Source organism: Rhabdobacter roseus, from assembly GCF_014202275.1.
Taxonomy (GTDB): Bacteria; Bacteroidota; Bacteroidia; order Cytophagales; family Spirosomataceae; genus Rhabdobacter; species Rhabdobacter roseus.
This window is the reverse complement of record NZ_JACHGF010000002.1, coordinates 475,966-490,950: the sequence shown is the minus strand read 5'-3', so window position 1 is coordinate 490,950 and position 14,985 is coordinate 475,966. Positions and strand designations below refer to the sequence as shown.

Annotated in this window: 16 protein-coding genes; 3 read left to right on the top strand and 13 right to left on the bottom strand. The window is 53.6% G+C overall.

What is annotated here, in order from left to right; genetic code table 11:
• The first annotated feature begins 69 nt into the window (after positions 1–69).
• On the top strand, positions 70–834 hold the full coding sequence (locus tag HNQ92_RS07075; RefSeq protein ID WP_184172598.1) for a hypothetical protein: 765 nt from the start codon (positions 70–72) through the stop codon (positions 832–834).
• A gap of 40 nt (positions 835–874) precedes the next feature.
• On the opposite strand, the gene HNQ92_RS07070 is transcribed toward HNQ92_RS07075, so the two are convergent.
• Complete coding sequence (locus HNQ92_RS07070) at positions 875–1,873, bottom strand: helix-turn-helix transcriptional regulator (protein ID WP_184172596.1); 999 nt, start codon at positions 1,871–1,873, stop codon at positions 875–877.
• 79 nt (positions 1,874–1,952) lie between these two features.
• Between HNQ92_RS07070 and HNQ92_RS07065 the strand changes: the two genes are divergently transcribed.
• Positions 1,953–3,449 (top strand): aldehyde dehydrogenase family protein, encoded by a 1,497-nt coding sequence (locus HNQ92_RS07065; RefSeq protein WP_343062978.1) that lies wholly within the window; start codon positions 1,953–1,955, stop codon positions 3,447–3,449.
• A 40-nt stretch (positions 3,450–3,489) separates the two neighbouring features.
• Here the strand turns inward: HNQ92_RS07065 and HNQ92_RS07060 are convergent, their stop codons facing one another.
• The 5 genes from HNQ92_RS07060 to HNQ92_RS07040 all read right to left on the bottom strand — a co-directional run bounded on the left by HNQ92_RS07060 (position 3,490) and on the right by HNQ92_RS07040 (position 7,652).
• Positions 3,490–3,915, bottom strand: coding sequence for a DUF983 domain-containing protein (locus tag HNQ92_RS07060; RefSeq protein ID WP_184172591.1), 426 nt, complete (start codon positions 3,913–3,915; stop codon positions 3,490–3,492).
• A gap of 85 nt (positions 3,916–4,000) precedes the next feature.
• Positions 4,001–4,882 (bottom strand): helix-turn-helix domain-containing protein, encoded by an 882-nt coding sequence (locus HNQ92_RS07055; RefSeq protein ID WP_184172589.1) that lies wholly within the window; start codon positions 4,880–4,882, stop codon positions 4,001–4,003.
• Between the two features lie 109 nt (positions 4,883–4,991).
• Entirely contained in the window at positions 4,992–5,396 is a 405-nt protein-coding gene (locus HNQ92_RS07050) for an acyl-CoA thioesterase (RefSeq protein ID WP_246439735.1), read from the bottom strand.
• 196 nt (positions 5,397–5,592) lie between these two features.
• The gene (locus tag HNQ92_RS07045; RefSeq protein ID WP_184172587.1) at positions 5,593–6,483 is read right to left on the bottom strand and encodes a sugar phosphate isomerase/epimerase family protein; all 891 of its coding nucleotides are present in this window, start codon (positions 6,481–6,483) and stop codon (positions 5,593–5,595) included.
• Positions 6,484–6,599: 116 nt separating this feature from the next.
• A complete protein-coding gene (locus HNQ92_RS07040) occupies positions 6,600–7,652 on the bottom strand; it encodes a methyltransferase (protein ID WP_184172585.1) in 1,053 nt (350 codons plus the stop codon).
• A gap of 156 nt (positions 7,653–7,808) precedes the next feature.
• On the opposite strand from HNQ92_RS07040, the gene HNQ92_RS07035 reads away from it, so the two are divergent.
• Positions 7,809–8,948 carry a BamA/TamA family outer membrane protein gene (locus tag HNQ92_RS07035; protein WP_184172580.1) on the top strand — a complete coding sequence of 380 codons (1,140 nt, stop codon included), beginning with the start codon at positions 7,809–7,811 and terminating at the stop codon, positions 8,946–8,948.
• A gap of 14 nt (positions 8,949–8,962) precedes the next feature.
• Here HNQ92_RS07035 and HNQ92_RS07030 read toward each other — a convergent pair whose 3' ends face one another.
• The 7 genes from HNQ92_RS07030 to HNQ92_RS07000 all read right to left on the bottom strand — a co-directional run bounded on the left by HNQ92_RS07030 (position 8,963) and on the right by HNQ92_RS07000 (position 14,946).
• Positions 8,963–10,189: an RNA polymerase sigma factor gene (locus HNQ92_RS07030; protein WP_184172578.1), complete on the bottom strand. Its 1,227-nt coding sequence runs from the start codon at positions 10,187–10,189 to the stop codon at positions 8,963–8,965.
• A gap of 44 nt (positions 10,190–10,233) precedes the next feature.
• On the bottom strand, positions 10,234–10,587 hold the full coding sequence (locus tag HNQ92_RS07025) for a YciI family protein (protein WP_184172577.1): 354 nt from the start codon (positions 10,585–10,587) through the stop codon (positions 10,234–10,236).
• 133 nt (positions 10,588–10,720) lie between these two features.
• Positions 10,721–11,101 carry a nuclear transport factor 2 family protein gene (locus HNQ92_RS07020; protein WP_184172575.1) on the bottom strand — a complete coding sequence of 127 codons (381 nt, stop codon included), beginning with the start codon at positions 11,099–11,101 and terminating at the stop codon, positions 10,721–10,723.
• 66 nt (positions 11,102–11,167) lie between these two features.
• Positions 11,168–12,175 carry a hypothetical protein gene (locus tag HNQ92_RS07015; RefSeq protein WP_184172573.1) on the bottom strand — a complete coding sequence of 336 codons (1,008 nt, stop codon included), beginning with the start codon at positions 12,173–12,175 and terminating at the stop codon, positions 11,168–11,170.
• A 320-nt stretch (positions 12,176–12,495) separates the two neighbouring features.
• Positions 12,496–13,377: a bifunctional 5,10-methylenetetrahydrofolate dehydrogenase/5,10-methenyltetrahydrofolate cyclohydrolase gene (locus HNQ92_RS07010; protein ID WP_184172572.1), complete on the bottom strand. Its 882-nt coding sequence runs from the start codon at positions 13,375–13,377 to the stop codon at positions 12,496–12,498.
• Positions 13,378–13,447: 70 nt separating this feature from the next.
• Positions 13,448–14,263, bottom strand: a complete 816-nt coding sequence (locus HNQ92_RS07005) for an aldo/keto reductase (RefSeq protein WP_184172569.1) — start codon at positions 14,261–14,263, stop codon at positions 13,448–13,450.
• Positions 14,260–14,946, bottom strand: a complete 687-nt coding sequence (locus HNQ92_RS07000) for an SIR2 family NAD-dependent protein deacylase (protein WP_184173745.1) — start codon at positions 14,944–14,946, stop codon at positions 14,260–14,262. The genes HNQ92_RS07005 and HNQ92_RS07000 overlap by 4 nt, the downstream gene beginning before the upstream one ends.
• Positions 14,947–14,985: the final 39 nt, after the last annotated feature.

The window sequence follows — 14,985 nt, the reverse complement described above, 5'->3', positions numbered from 1 at the left end:
GTGGCGTTCCGAATTAAGGGCATTTACGTTACCTTTGCGGGGCATCCATCGCCTTTTGGCCCCGTATCCATGACATTTCCCTACGACGAAATTACCATAAAGTACCAAACCGCCCCCGTGGTACCCGCGCCACACGCGCATTTTTATACCTTACAAGTTGTCCCTAAAGCAAATGCCGGGCTGTCCGTTGAGTACACGCTCACGTACCTGGGCCGCGAAGAGCTGGACGAGGAGGAAATTCTGGACGAAGGCTTTACGCTCAACGATGATTTTGTCTGGAAGGGTACTTTGCCCGCCGTATGGGCCACCGAGTTGGCTAAGCTGGTGAAGTCCAGTCAATTTTCGGAAGAGACCGACGAGGACGAACTCCAGGCTTTCGTGGAGATTTCGACGATGGCGGAGGAAAAAATAACCGTGCGCTACCCGGCCAACATCGACGTGTGGGCGTACTTCTTACAGGAATTTATCCAGGCTATGTTTGAGGCTTCGGGCCGGGAGCTGCCCTTTGAAATGAAGTACCTGCGCATCCAAAACGAGGAAGTAGAGGTGGCGCTGCACGCTTCGTTTGCGGAGCGGGCCTTTCGGCTGCAGGTAGGTACCCAGCCGCCAAAACAGCTAGCCTGGGCGGAGCTTCAGGAAGTACTGAAAACCGTTTTTGAGGCCGACTTTCTGGCCGACCAGGCCACCGAAAAACGACCGCACCGGCCCGGTACTTACCTCACCACCGGCGACGGCCTGTGGTACATGCTGGGGCAATCCGTGGTGGAGCCGGGCCGCAAAACCCAGGTACTTCCCAAGATCGAAGCGTTGTTTAGTAGCTTGGCTCAGCCATAATTCACGGCGGTATTTTCCATAAAGTACCTCCCGTAACTGCTTAGTAGCCAGCGCGCGGCTGGCCCAGCTCGCGTTGCATCTCCTGCACCAGCTGGCCGATCCGGTCCAGCGAAGGCGTGGGTTCGGGTAGTTGCAGGCTCACGAAAGCGTTGACCTCCCACACTTCCAGTACCTCGCCGATGGGTACTTCCAGGCTGGAGATGGTAGCGATGTCAGAGCTTAGCAGCAGCAGGCCCTTCACCTTCACCTGGTTGTAAGCCTTACGGTACACGATGCCGTGGTTGCGAAGCACAAACACGTACTGTCGGCCGTCCTTAATGTCGTACCAATTTTTGATAAAAGACCCCACTAACAGCGCCCCCGGAAACAAGAAATCCTTTCCCGCTTCGAAAGCCCGGTAATGGCCCGAAGGTAGGTTAGGAAGCTGGAACGTGGGTAGGCGATTGAGGAATGACGTACTTTGGTACTGCGCCAGGTACTCTCCGGCCTGGCTACCACGTACCCACTGGATGGTTTGTTGGGGGGGGGCTTTTTCTTCGTAGGTGGTGGCTACCCGGCTGGCTGGCTGGCCTTCGTACTGGTTGTTGAAAAGGGGAGGCTGGTAGGCATTCCGGGTAGGAGCCGGGGGATTGGGGGACAGCGAAGTACCCTGGTACGCTACCGGCTTAAGCATGACCGGCCGCGACACCAGCCGGATCGTAGGCCGGGCTCGCTGGTACTTATCAATGATGGTCGACAAAGGCTGCGGGGGCATCGGATCTGCCATGAGCGGCGGGGGCGGCAGCGGGTTGGTCGGGCTGGCCGGTAAGCCCAGGTTGGGCGTTTCGCGCACGCGGCGCAGGTCATTTTTTAGCAAATTATCCACCGAAATCCCAAAAGCCAAAGCCATGTTCTTCAGGTTGGTGAGGTTGGGGTTGGCGCGGGCTTCCTCGTAGGCGCCCAGCAACGAGCGCTTAATGCCGATTTTGCGGGCAAATTGCTCCTGCGTGAGGCCGTTGAGCCGCCGCAGGTACTTTATATTGTTGCTTACAATACTCATGGTGTCGTTTGCCGGATAGCCAGGTAGCTTGTTTTGACAAAATTTTTAGTAAAATGGGACTTATGCAACAGTATTCCGAATTTTTCTTGTAAACATTCGCGCTTTTTTTGCATTTTATCCCCGAACTATAGCCAAAGTACCTTCTATGAATGCTCCCATGACCGAACTCGCCGCCCCTGCCGCGCTTAGGGTACTTTTTGAAAAGCAGCGCCTGCGGGCCGCCGCTCAGGCCCAAACCACCGCCGAGCAGCGCGTCGAGAAGCTAAAAAAGCTGCTGGACTACCTCATGGTGCATCAGGAAGAAGCCCGGCAGGCTACCTATGCGGACCTCCGTAAACCCGCCGCCGAAACCACACTGGGCGAAATTTATGTACTGACCAGTGAGATCAAGTACACCATCAAGCACCTGCCGCGCTGGATGAAACCGCAGCGGGTACCCACGCCGCTGAGCGCGCTGGGTACTTCGGGCTACGTTCAGTACGAAGCCAAGGGCAACGCCCTGATCATGGCACCCTGGAACTACCCCATCAACCTGGCGCTGAAGCCGCTCGTGTCGGCGGTGGCGGCGGGCTGCGTGGCCGTGGTGAAGCCCTCGGAGCTTACGCCCCATTCGTCGGCCTTTGTGCGAAAAGTGATTGAGGCCGTCTTTGCGGAAGAAGAAGTAGCGGTGGTAGAAGGCGACGCCGCGGTAGCACAGGCGCTGCTGGAACTACCCTTCAATCATATCTTTTTTACGGGAAGCCCGGCCATCGGGAAAATAGTCATGAAAGCGGCCGCCGAGCACTTGGCCTCCGTGACGCTGGAGCTGGGGGGGAAGTCGCCCGCCATTGTGGACGAAACCGCCGACCTGCGCGCTACGGCCCGAACCCTGGCTTGGGGCAAGTACCTCAATAACGGCCAAACCTGCATTGCGCCCGACTACGTGCTGGTACACAACTCGGTAAAAGACAAATTGGTAGACGAGTTGAAGGGGGCGATCGGGGCCATGTACGACCCGGAGGGAAGGGGAATGATGGCGTCGGAGAACTACGCCCGCATTGTGAACCAGAACCACTTCGAACGCCTGCAAAGGTACCTGGACGACGCCCTCAATCAGGGGGCGGTGGTGGCGGTAGGTGGGCAAAGTACCCCCGCTGACAGGTACCTACAGCCAACGGTACTTACCCACGTGACCGAACGTATGAAAGTGATGCAGGAGGAGATTTTTGGACCTATTCTACCGGTGTTAACCTACCAAACACCGACAGAAGCGGTGGATTATGTAAATGCCAGGCCGAAACCGCTGGCCTTGTACGTTCATAGCCGCCGCGCTGCCCGCGCCGATTATTTCTTAAAGAACATCAGCGCGGGTAATGCGCTCGTCAACGAGGTACTTACGCAATTTGGCCACCACGAGCTACCCTTCGGAGGCGTCAATAACAGCGGGATTGGCAAGTCCAACGGTTTTTATGGTTTCCAGGAATTTTCCAATCCCAAAGGGGTCGTCAAGCGAAAGTTTGGTACCCTGCGATTTCTGTATCCGCCCTATACCGAGCGCCAGCAGCGCATCCTTGGCTGGCTGGTGAAGTACCTTTAAAGTACATGAGATCGGGCCAGAAAGTTAGAGAAAGAGGTACTTAGCTGGCGGCGTTCTTTTCAATATCCATAACTTCCGTCCCCGTAGCGGCAGTACCCCGTCCACTACGATCAGGGGCAATGAAAATGGCCAGCCAGCTCCGGCGGGCCAGGCGGAAAAAGTATGGCAGCAGGAGCACCAGCACGGGCGTAAGCCCAAGCAGGTAATGCATTACATCCACGCCCAGCCCCACCACCAGTAGCAGAAAAGTACCTAGCATAAAGAGTACGTATAACCCGTAGCTCATGTACATGGAGCCCCAATAAAAACCGGGCTCAGGAACGTAGTTTTCGCCACAGTGCGGACAGTGGGTGTGCATTTCGTCAAAGTTTTTTCGATAAGCACTTTTGCTCACAAAGAAAGCACCGGTATGGCAGCGAGGACATTTATTGAACAAGACACTGTACAGTCGGGTGTTACGGATCATGGCTTCATTGGATTTGATACTGATACAAAAGTACCGCTTAGGTCCCGTATTTTGAGCGGACAGAAACGGGTACCTATGGTACAAATCAATGATGGGGTACTTGCTGCTGCCGGAAGTGAGCCGGAGAAGTACCCGTGTGTTTTTTGAAAAACCGAACAAAGTAGGAGGGATCTTCAAAACCCAGCAGGTACCCCACTTCCTGCACCGTTTGTGACGTATGCGTGAGCAAGCGCTGCGCTTCCACCAGCAGGCGTTCCTGGTAGAGTTGACTGGCCGTTTTGTTCAGGAGCTGCCGACAGATATGGTTGAGGTGGTTGGGGCTCAGGTGCATGAGCGCGGCGTAGTCTTTTACTTGACGTATTGACAAAAAATGCTGCTCCAGCAGCTCTTCGTACTGGCGGAGCCGGTCGTAATAATGGGTATCGGTGGGGGCAACCTGCTGGCTGTAGAGCCGGGTGGCGTTTTCAAGCAAGATGTGTACGTAGGAGGCCAGGAGCTCGGGGTTGGTGGCGCGGTGGTGGTGGTATTCCAGGTAGGTAGCATGGATGATGTCTTGGAAGAAAGCCGCCTGTTTTTCTACTACTTCAAGGAGTGGCTGGTGCTGATGCGAATGAAAAAAAGGGTATTGAAACAAACGGCCGCCAAAACGGCTACGAAAGAAGGGGGCGTCAAAGTACAGGTTATAGCCTTCCATGTCGGCAGAAAGCTGCCAACTGTGCACCTGGCCGGGAGTGAGGAAGTAAAGTTGATTGGGGGCCAGGTCGTAGGTTTTGAAGTCGATGGTGTGGGTACCGCTGCCCCGCCGAATCCACATCACGAGGTAGAAGGTGTGCGAGTGAGGACGGTCGATGCCCTTAAAATCCAGCACCAATTGTTGCAGGGACGTAACGTAGAAGATCGGGTCGGGTTCGTGCCGTGAAAAAGCTTCCAGCGGGTACTTGGGTACTTGGTCGGTTGTTTTACGCATGGATCTACTTTAAAGGCGCGTTTTAAACGCGTTGTTCGGATGGGTACGCGTTGCAAACGCGTACCAGCATTTGTATGAACATGTGTAAAGTACCAGCTTAGGTCTTTATTTACATGGCTGGAAAACGGTCCTTGACGTAGGTAATGGCCGACTTGCCGTGCGGGACCGGATTTCCGTCACGATCCAGGTTTACAAAAACGAGCTTGTCGATGGTCAGGATACTCTGGCGGTTCAGCTTGTTGCGTACCTCGCATTTCATTGTCAGCGAAGTAGTACCAAAAGCCGTGGCCATGATGCCGATCTCGATGATGTCGCCCTGTTTGGGGGCGGATATGAAATTAATTTCCGAAATAAATTTGGTGACTACGTGCGGGTTGTCGAGCTGAATGATGGCATACAGGGCGGCTTCCTCGTCGATCCATTGCAGCAGTCTGCCCCCAAACAAGCTTTGGTTGGGATTGAGATCTTCGGGTTTTACCCATTTGCGGGTGTGAAAATTCATTGTCGTCTCCATGCGAAGCAAGTCTGGTTGGTAGGTACTTTAAGAACACGCTGCGCCTTAATTCCCGTTCCCGCTGGGTAAGGGAAGGTCGTAAGTCTGAGAAGTAGCAGGAACCAGGACGGTTCCTGCTACTTCTTTTCGCGTTGTAAACGCTGGGCACGGGGATTCGCGTTGCAAACGCGAACTAGCTTAACAAACGCGAACTAGTCTACTTGGCTTTCTTCTGGGCGTTAGCGACCATTTGCTGGAAAATTTGCCGTTGCTCTACGAGGGCCTTTACTTTATCGGCCGGGTCGGTGCGGCATTCGAGCAAGATCCAGCCGTCGTAGTTCATTCCCACGAAAAGATTCATCAGTTCCTGGTAGGGATACTCAGCGTCGTCAAGTTCCCGCACGTGTACTGTGTCGCCGAAGCGGCCCTTCACGAGGTTGAAGTTATGCACCAATCCTTCCCCGATCAGGTCCTCTTTATTGCAGTTCCAACACACGGTAGAGTTGGGATGATCGGAAACATCCATAATGGCCTTGATGTTGGGGAGTTCCTGCGTCACGTTGCCGTGTACTTCCAGCCGGATCTGCTGGCCGTAGTCGGCGGCGTACTTGGCAATTTCGTTGAGCGAACGGCCAATCTGCTCGATGGTTTTTTCGCGGGGCACGTCTTTATGAAAGCCGTTGGGCTTCACCTTCACGCCCGTGCCGCCCACGTCGGCGCTGAGCTTGATGAATTCCTTGGTCATGTCGATGGATTCACGCAGCTTAGCCTGATCAGGAAAGTCGTATTGCTGATTGGTACCCAGGCCCACAATTTTCACCGGACTTTCCGCAAAGCGTTTTTTTACCTCTTTGCGTTGCGCGGCTGACAAGTCCGGCATGACCTTGTGGGCATGTTCTACGCGGAGCTCCACCCCCAATATCTTGGAAGCCGCGCAGTTCTTGATCAGCGTGGGTACGTCCCAGTCTTTGCCCCACTGGTAAGTTACCAGGCCCAGCTTCATCTTGGAAGGAGCCGAGCGGGTGGCGAAGGAGAAGTCGGGAAGCATCGAAACGCCCGCGAGAAGTGAGGCGTTTCGTAGAAATTCTTTTCTGGAGATGTTTTTCATGCCAAGGTTCGGTTATAGGTTTTGGGTAGGGACGCCAAAAGAGGTCAGGTACCCTGTCAAAGGGAAAGTAACGGGGTACTTAGTTTCTACCCGCACACCGAGCCGCTGCCAAGTACCTAGCGGGCTTTGCGGGCGTAGAGGAGTCCGTAGTCCATGCCGGTGGGGAGGGTGTCGTGATTGGTAACGAGGCCGGCCTGCGTCAACCAAGCGCGGTGCTCCGCCCGGCTGTACAGGCGCCCCTTGGTACCCATAAAGAGCATGGCCGAGTAGTCGGTAGCGGCTAGCGGGCCATCCAGGCTATCGTCCAGAAACGTATCGTGTACCCACAGCTCGCCGCCGGGCCGAAGTACCTGGGCAAATTTGGCAGCCAGTGCCTGGCAAGTGGCCGTGGGCCAGTCGTGAAAGAGGCTGGCAGCCAGCAGGAGGTCCGTTGGCGGAAGTGGGTCGGTGAGCATGTCACCCGCCAAAAAGGTAACCCGTTCCCGCACGTTGGCTGCGCCGTCGCGCCCGCTGTTGCTGAATTCACTCAGAAGCTCCTGAGCTACCCGAAGTACCTCCGGCCGGTCAAAAAGCGTGGCCTGGGCCGTGGGATTGAGGCGCAGCCATTCGTAGGTATAGAAGCCGGTACCACCGGCTACGTCGAGCAAATGGCCCGTATGACGCGGCAGGTGCCCGGCCACGAGCGGCGCAAGGTACCTGGCCCGCCCGGCCAGGGCCAGGGTAAAGTACCTGGCTGCGGCCGGATCATCCATGGGGGAGGGGGCGTCGGCATCCATGACGTAGGAAAGGCCCGTAGCGGCCTCGGGTGGGCCGTCGTGGCGGAGCCACTGCGTGAGCTCCAGCACGCCGGGATCTTCTTTTTCCAGGCCCACGTAGCCGAGCAGGTTATGGGGATGCGTGGCGGTGAGCAAAGTACCTAGCTCGGTGAGGTGTAGTTTTTCTTCCGCATCGACGTGTAGCATTCCCATGGCACAAAGGGCCGGGAAAAGTACCATTGCGGGGCGCTCGGTCAGTTGCAGGATTTCCGCAAGTTCCGACCGCGTCATAGGGCTTCTATGAAGTACCTCAAAGAGTCCAAAATGATGCACGGCTACTACCAGCAGATGGGAGCTGGCTTTAGCCCGCAGAAAACGGGTAATGGGTGCGGGATCTGGCAGGGTTTTTATCATGTTCTCTTTGGAAAAATATCGTTGCGTCACTGGAAGGTACCTGGGCGTAAAGATAATGAGCGCTATTTGAACAAAAAGGCTTAAAACTACCTTTGTTATACAAATGATTGCCTACCAGAGCCGCCCGCTACTCCCAGACATTTTATACGCTGTTGCATGAAAATTCGACTACTGCTCCTCTTTCTATTGCTTGGATACCACGCCGTGTACGAGGCGCACGCCCAAAAATCCGGCATTATTTCCTACTACTGGAACCGGCTGGTAAACGACACCACTGAGTCTTCCCGGCCGCAATTTCTGATTTACCCTACGCTGGCCTATGCGCCCGAAACGAGCTGGGAGTTTGGACTGAGTACTTTATACGTCTACTACGCCAAGGGCGACACCGCCAACCGCCTCAGCGAAATCAACGGTTTTACTTTTTTTACGCTGGAAAATCAGTACGGCATCTGGTTTGACCACGCGCTCTACACCGATGAGAGCAAATGGTTTTTTCTGGGGCGCTTCCGCTTTCAAAGCTTTCCGTTGCTGTACCACGGCCTGGGGCCCGACTCACCGCGTGAGCACCAGGCCCGGGTAGACGCCAACCAGTTGCTGATTCGGGAGCGAGCGCTGCGCAAAGTTGCGGGAAGCTTGTACCTTGGTGTGCAGGTAGATTTCCAGCGCATGAGCTCGGTGCGGTTTGTGCCGGCCGAGGGAGCCACCGTCGTTGAGCGACCAAATGGTAGTGAGGGATCATCCAACCTGGGGTTTGGCCTAGGCGTCGTGTACGACAACCGCCATAACGTGCTCAACGTACGTCGGGGTATCTTTTCGGAACTGGCCCTGCTGCGCTACGCTAAAGCCTGGGGGAGTGATTATGCGTTTACCACCGTTATTTCGGATAACCGGATTTTCCGACCCTTGCCCAACTCCCGCGATGTGATCGCAGCCCAGCTCTTGGGTCAATTTAGCTTTGGGGATACGCCCTTCAACCAGATGGCGCTGCTGGGGGGCGAAAACATCATGCGGGGCTACTACCTGGGCCGCTACCGCGACAACAACATGATCGCCACGCAAGTGGAATACCGCCTCCTTCCCTTGGAGTTTTCCAAGCGCCTCGGTGCTGCCGTTTTTGCCGGAACGGGTACCGTCTTTCGGGATTTCAACAGCTTCTCTACCCGCAAGTGGGTGTGGTCTGGTGGGGCCGGGCTGCGTTTTTTACTCTTTCCCAAAAAAGATATTTTCACCCGCTTCGACGCCGCCTTCACCCGCGAAGGGCCGGGCTTTTACTTGTTCATTGGCGAAGCTTTTTAGGGTACTTTGGGTAGTTACAGGGCCGCCAACCTGTGCTTGATGGTGTGCTGGTCGTGCGGCGTCTTCGCCAGCGCGAGCGCCTTTTGAAAGTACCTTCGCGATTGTTCTACATCCATTTTTTGGTAAAGTTCCCCCAAAAGTACATAGTAGTACTGATTATCAATTAGGTGCAGCTTCTCGGCTTCGGGGATGGCTTTTTCGTTTCCGTGCACTTTGGCCAGCGCGAAAGTACGGTTGAGGGCCGCCACGGGCGAGTACTCCAGGATCAGTAACTGGTTATACAGCTGCAAGATCGCCTCCCATTTCTCGGGCGTGTCGACCTTGATCGTGTGCCAGTAGGCAATGGTGGCTTCCAGGTGGTACTTGCTGAGGGTACTTCCGCGCGCGGCCTGGTGGAGGTAGTAGGTACCTTTGGCGATCAGTTCCTGATTCCATCGCGTTTCGTCCTGATCCTGGTATAAAATCAGGTCGCCGATTCCGTTCTTTCGGGCGGCAAAACGCGAGGCGTGGAAGCACATCAGCGCCAGCAGGGCCTGCACGGGCGGGCGGTTGGTAGGTTCATGCTCGATCAAAAGGTAAGTGAGCCGCATGGCCTCCAGGCACAGATCTTCCCGCAGCACCAGGTTGTGACTTTCGGAGTAGTAGCCTTCGCTAAAAAGCAGGTAGAGGGTTGTCAGTACCGAAGCCAGTCGTTGGCTCATTTCTGTTTCGGAAGGTACTTCAGGCGTAAAATGCTGCTGACGAAGCTTTTCCCTGGCCCGGTAAAGGCGCTTGTTAATGGTTTCCTTATGGGTTAAAAAAGCATCGGCGATTTCTTCGATCCCAAATCCGCACAGGATACGCAGCGCCAGGCCTACCTGCGCCTCGGCGGGTAGGCTCGGGTGGCAAAGTGCAAAGAGCATCCGAAGCTGGCTATCGCGGATATTTTTTTCGGATAGATCCAGCTCGGGCTCCTGTGCTTCGGGGGTACTTTGTGCTAGGTGCGGGGCCATTTTCTGGTTGAATAGCTGCTGCCGCCGGAGGTAGTTTTTGGCCTTGTTTTGCGCTACGGCGTACAGCCAGGCGGTGGGGTTTTCGGGCAGGCCCTGGTACGGCCAGCTTTCGTAGGCCAGCAAAAACGTATCGCTGGCGATGTCTTCGGCGGCTTGAAGGTGGTCCAGTCCCAGGCGTCGGCCTAGCACGGAAACGATCTTCCTGAATTCGGTCCGGAACAAATGCGGAAGTAGCTCGGCGCGCGGCATGGGTACTTTGGGAGCCCCCGCCTGGACGCGGAGGCTCCTGAGGGTTAGGGTTTTTCGTCGCCACGGGCTATCTTCCGGATTTCGACGCTGTTGCCCTCGCCTTGCAGCACCGGGCAGCCTCTGGCCAGCTCCACGGCCTCTTCAGCCGACTCGGCCTTGACGATGATGTACCCGCCGATGGTTTCCTTGATGTCGCCAAACGGACCGTTGGTCACGAGCTGGTTGGACCAAAGTACCCGCGCGTCGTCAAAGGGCAGGCCGTTGCCGCCGCTGTACTTGTTTTGGGCGGCGATCCCACCGATCCAGTCCATGGTTTGCTTCATCCAGAGCTGCATCTGCTCGGGCGAGGCCTGCTTTTGTCCGTCTTCGTGCCGGAAAATCAACATGAATTCTTCCATTTTTTTCGCTGTTAAGTTTTTTAAGAATGTTTTGAACTACATCCTTATGACACCCGAGCCAACCGAAATAGGACACGAATCCGGATTTTTTTCAATAGGCGCACTAAAGTACCTCCGCCAGGTACCTGGGCGCTTAGCTTACATCCTGGATTTTGATAATTCGCCCGTCTTGGAATTCAAAAATGGATTTACCTTCCAGCCGCAGCGTATCGCCGGGCTTCAGGCCGTTGGGTAGTTCCACGGCCAGCACGCCTGCGTACTCGATCTGGACCGTCACCACGTTTTCCTCAAACTGCCAGAACGTAGCCTTTTGCTCGCGCTGCGTAAAGTACCCCTGGGCCGCTTCGGCTTGCTGCCGGAAGGCGTCGATGCCGATCGTGGTTAGGTCAATGACCCCGTTCGTGCTGTTTTCAAAAACAACCTCCTCGTGCAGGTTCTCAACCATGCCCGGTACGTCAAACCCGTTGTACGCCTGGAGGTACTTTTCAATGATGGTTTTGTGGGTATGGTTCATCGATTTTAAATAAATCAAGATTTTTTAAATCAATGGTTGAAAATGCTATTTTATAACATCACTTCATTAGTCTATGTGAAATGTAATATCTACTATGCCTTCTCCTTGGTAAGGGCTTATTGAGGCAAGCTTATAATTGTTATCTACATAAAAATCCTGATCATTGTAGCTTCCATAGCTTGATCCTAAATTAATGAAAAGAGATGGATTACACCACCGGTAAGCAGGTAATGTTGTATTTATTAATATACATGAATGCTGTAAGGGTAATTCTACACCTTTAATGTCTACCCTAGCTGCCTCAGAACGTGCTATTAAATATAGATATTTAGAGCGTATGACCTTTCTATTATCCATATCTTTTATCCTGTATTCAATCCCTCCGATGTGGCAATTTAACTCTGATCTATCATGTAATGTATAAGTTGATAAGTGTAAGTCAGCTAATATATAAAGCATTATTTTATCTGACTGTTTCCTGAATAGCAATTCATTAAAATGTATCTTATTTGACGTTAACACGTCAATAACTGCTTGAATAATTTCCTCTTGATGAAAAAGAGGCTTTAAAAAGATTGACTGTTCTAATAAATAATTCAAAGCGCTTATATGCTCCTGAATGTCAACCCTATTTGGATAATTTTCTAGTACTAATCTATTTAATGTAATAGTTTCTTCATCAATATTATCAAAGCATTTTTCCAAAAAAGATTTTAAACTAGTTTTAGATATTTTTGCATGGGAAAATATGTTGGGATCACATCTAGAATGTAGATATTTTAATATTTTGAGGATATATTTTGGGAAAGGATTTGAGAAATTAAATTCAGCTGACCCATAAAGATATTTATTGGCAAATTTTGACCAGTCCTGAAGATAATCTAACCTGGTTTTTATTTCTCCTTGATTCCTAATAGGATGTGCTACAAAATCTGCAAACTCTTTAAAGGTTCGATTTTCTGATGCGTAATGTCTGAGGCTCATCAGCAGCGCATTTACATCATTATTGTCGAAGTTTCCAGAATTGATTTTTTCTATATTTTTTGAAATAGAATGTTTTTTTGCCGGTAGCATATTTATAAAATTGGTGGTATAGTGTCGCCGGAATATTTTGTTTAAATTCCTTGAGTACTCTTATTTTCGGTAAAAATAATAAGATCATTTATTACTAATGTTGTCTCTAAAAAGCTAGCTACAAGCCCCTCGTAGTGATTTTTAGCCCTAACTATTTTCGTATGTATGTCAATTCTCATTTTTGATTTTGTAGAGAATTGATATTGTGAATTAGAATGAAAAGAAGAGACTATTTCGCTGTAAGATAGTATTTTAAAAACAAAAGCACAACCGTTTCCGATTGTGCTTTTTACATGTGCAAAGTACCTTGAAAGTACCCCTTACGGATAAATCTCCTTGCGGGCGGCTTTGAGGGTGTTGGTGAGCAGGCCGCAGATGGTCATGAGGCCCACGCCGCCGGGTACGGGCGTGATGTAGCTGCTCTTGGGCGCTACTTCGTCAAATTTCACGTCGCCCTTGATGGCGAAGCCGCTCTTCTTGCTGGCGTCCGGTACCCGGCTGATGCCCACGTCTACCACCACGGCGCCTTCCTTGACGTAGTCGGCGGTGACGAACTCGGGCCGTCCCAGGGCCACGATCAGGATGTCGGCCGTCTGGCAGATTTCCTTCAGGTTGCGGGTTTTGCTGTGGCAGATCGTCACGGTACAGTTGCCGGGGGTAGTATTGCGCTGCATCAGGATGCTCATGGGCAGGCCCACGATCTGGCTGCGGCCAATGACCACGCAGTGCTTGCCGGTGGTTTCGATCTGCGCGCGCTGGAACATCTCCAGAATGCCAAAGGGCGTGGCCGAAAGGTAGGCGGGCAGGCCCTTGCACATGCGGCCCACGTTGATGGGATGAAAACCGTCCACGTCTTTTTCGGGCGCAACGGCCTCCATGACGGTGTTTTCGGAAATGTGCGGCGGCAGGGGTAGCTGCACGATGAAGCCGTCCACGTCGGGGTCCTGGTTGAGGGCTTCTACCGCGGCAAGTACCTCGGCTTCGGTGCTGTCGGCGTCGAGCCGGACGAGCGTGGACGTGAAGCCAATTTCCTCGCAGCTCCGGATCTTGGAGGCCACGTAGGTTTCGCTGGCACCGTCGTTCCCGACCAGAATCGCCGCCAGATGCGGCTTCTTACCGCCCTGGGCGATCCAGTTTTCTACTTCTACTTTTATTTCGGCCTTGATGAGGCTGGAAAGTACCTTTCCGTCGAGCAGTTGCATGATGAGTAATCCTGATAAAAAGAGGATGTATAAAAAATGATGTCTTTACTTACTACGTCCAAAGTACCCCTTAAAGGTAATCCATCGGGTCTTCGGCGATGCGGGTACCGTCGTGCAGCTGGTTGAGAGCCGCTATGTCATCGTCGGAAAGCTCAAAATCCCAGACGTCGAAGTTGGCTCGCAGGCGCTCGGGGTTAGTGGATTTCGGGATCGTGACCACGCCGTGCTGCATCGACCAACGGATCAGTACCTGGTAGGTACTTTTGCCGTGCCGCTCGGCTATTTCCTGCAGCGTAGGGTGTTGCGCTTTTTCGCCCCGTACCAGCGGCGAGTACCCTTCGGGCTGGATGCCCTTCTCGAAGCAGTAATTTACCAAATCAGGTAGGTATAAAAAAGGGTGAAACTCAAACTGGTTCACCATCGGCACCACCTCGGCGTAGGTAAAAAGTTCCTCCAGGTGCGGCTGGTAGTAGTTCGATACCCCGATGGCCTTCACGCGTTTGTCGGCGTAGAGTTTTTCCAGGGCCTGCCAGGTTTGGCGGCGGTGCTCCCGCACGGGCCAGTGGATCAGGTACAGGTCGAGGTAGTCGGTCTGGAGGCGTTGGAGGCTGTTATCAAAGGCCCGGAGCGTGGCGTCGTAGCCTTGCTCGGGATTATTTACTTTGGACGTAATAAATACCTCGGCCCGCGCCAGGCCACTGTCTTGCAGGCCCTGGCCTACTTCCTCCTCGTTCTGGTAGGCGCTGGCATTATCAAGTAAGCGGTAGCCCAGGTCGAGGGCCGTTGCGACGGCCTCGCGCGCTTCATTTTTGGCGTGGGGCGTGTAGATACCCAGCCCCAGCAGAGGCATTTCGAGGCCGTTTGAGAGTGTTACCCATTGATTCATGGCAGTAATTTTTGTCGGAGGAGGGCCGCTCCTACGGTGGCTTTTTCTTGAATGAAGGTCATATTTTGCCCCAGGGTAATGTCGGGCAGGGCCGGGTCGATGACGTACACAGGTACCCCACGGGCCACGTAATGTACCAGTCCCGCGGCGGGATACACCGCCAGCGAAGTACCTATGACCACAAAAAGGTCAGCTTGTTCGGTGTAATCGATGGCCTGCTCCATCATAGGTACTTCCTCGCCAAACCACACGATGTGCGGGCGCAGCTGACTTCCCAGTTCGCAGCAGTCGCCCCAGTTGATCTCTCCCGTGGGTACTTCGTAAATGAGCGTGGGATTTTGGGTACTTCGGGCTTTGCTGAGCTCGCCGTGCAGGTGCAGCACGTGCGTGGAGCCCGCCCGCTCGTGCAGGTTATCGACGTTCTGGGTAATGATGGTGACGTCGAAGTCGGCCTCCAGCTCAGCCAGGATGTAGTGGGCGGCGTTGGGCTGTACGGTGGCGGCCTGCTGGCGGCGTTGGTTGTAAAACGTAAGTACCTTGTGCGGATCTTTGCGCCAGGCTTCGGGGGTGGCTACGTCTTCGATGCGGTGCTGTTCCCAGAGCCCGCCGCTGTCGCGAAAGGTACTTATTCCGCTTTCGGCGCTGATACCGGCGCCGGAGAGAACGACCAGTTTTTTCTTCATGCCTCGGGTAGTTTGGCAGAGCCAGATCGGGAGGCAGGT

Excerpts from the sequence above, each read along its gene's own strand:
- HNQ92_RS07010 (WP_184172572.1), bottom strand. The coding sequence starts at position 13,377 with ATGCAACTGCTCGACGGAAAGGTACTTTCCAGCCTCATCAAGGCCGAA.
- HNQ92_RS07000 (WP_184173745.1), bottom strand. The coding sequence starts at position 14,946 with ATGAAGAAAAAACTGGTCGTTCTCTCCGGCGCCGGTATCAGCGCCGAA.
- HNQ92_RS07045 (WP_184172587.1), bottom strand. The coding sequence starts at position 6,483 with ATGAAAAACATCTCCAGAAAAGAATTTCTACGAAACGCCTCACTTCTC.
- HNQ92_RS07050 (WP_246439735.1), bottom strand. The coding sequence starts at position 5,396 with ATGGAGACGACAATGAATTTTCACACCCGCAAATGGGTAAAACCCGAA.
- HNQ92_RS07060 (WP_184172591.1), bottom strand. The coding sequence starts at position 3,915 with ATGATCCGTAACACCCGACTGTACAGTGTCTTGTTCAATAAATGTCCT.
- HNQ92_RS07025 (WP_184172577.1), bottom strand. The coding sequence starts at position 10,587 with ATGGAAGAATTCATGTTGATTTTCCGGCACGAAGACGGACAAAAGCAG.
- HNQ92_RS07070 (WP_184172596.1), bottom strand. The coding sequence starts at position 1,873 with ATGAGTATTGTAAGCAACAATATAAAGTACCTGCGGCGGCTCAACGGC.
- HNQ92_RS07040 (WP_184172585.1), bottom strand. The coding sequence starts at position 7,652 with ATGATAAAAACCCTGCCAGATCCCGCACCCATTACCCGTTTTCTGCGG.
- HNQ92_RS07030 (WP_184172578.1), bottom strand. The coding sequence starts at position 10,189 with ATGCCGCGCGCCGAGCTACTTCCGCATTTGTTCCGGACCGAATTCAGG.
- HNQ92_RS07020 (WP_184172575.1), bottom strand. The coding sequence starts at position 11,101 with ATGAACCATACCCACAAAACCATCATTGAAAAGTACCTCCAGGCGTAC.
- HNQ92_RS07005 (WP_184172569.1), bottom strand. The coding sequence starts at position 14,263 with ATGAATCAATGGGTAACACTCTCAAACGGCCTCGAAATGCCTCTGCTG.
- HNQ92_RS07015 (WP_184172573.1), bottom strand. The coding sequence starts at position 12,175 with ATGCTACCGGCAAAAAAACATTCTATTTCAAAAAATATAGAAAAAATC.
- HNQ92_RS07075 (WP_184172598.1), top strand. The coding sequence starts at position 70 with ATGACATTTCCCTACGACGAAATTACCATAAAGTACCAAACCGCCCCC.
- HNQ92_RS07055 (WP_184172589.1), bottom strand. The coding sequence starts at position 4,882 with ATGCGTAAAACAACCGACCAAGTACCCAAGTACCCGCTGGAAGCTTTT.
- HNQ92_RS07035 (WP_184172580.1), top strand. The coding sequence starts at position 7,809 with ATGAAAATTCGACTACTGCTCCTCTTTCTATTGCTTGGATACCACGCC.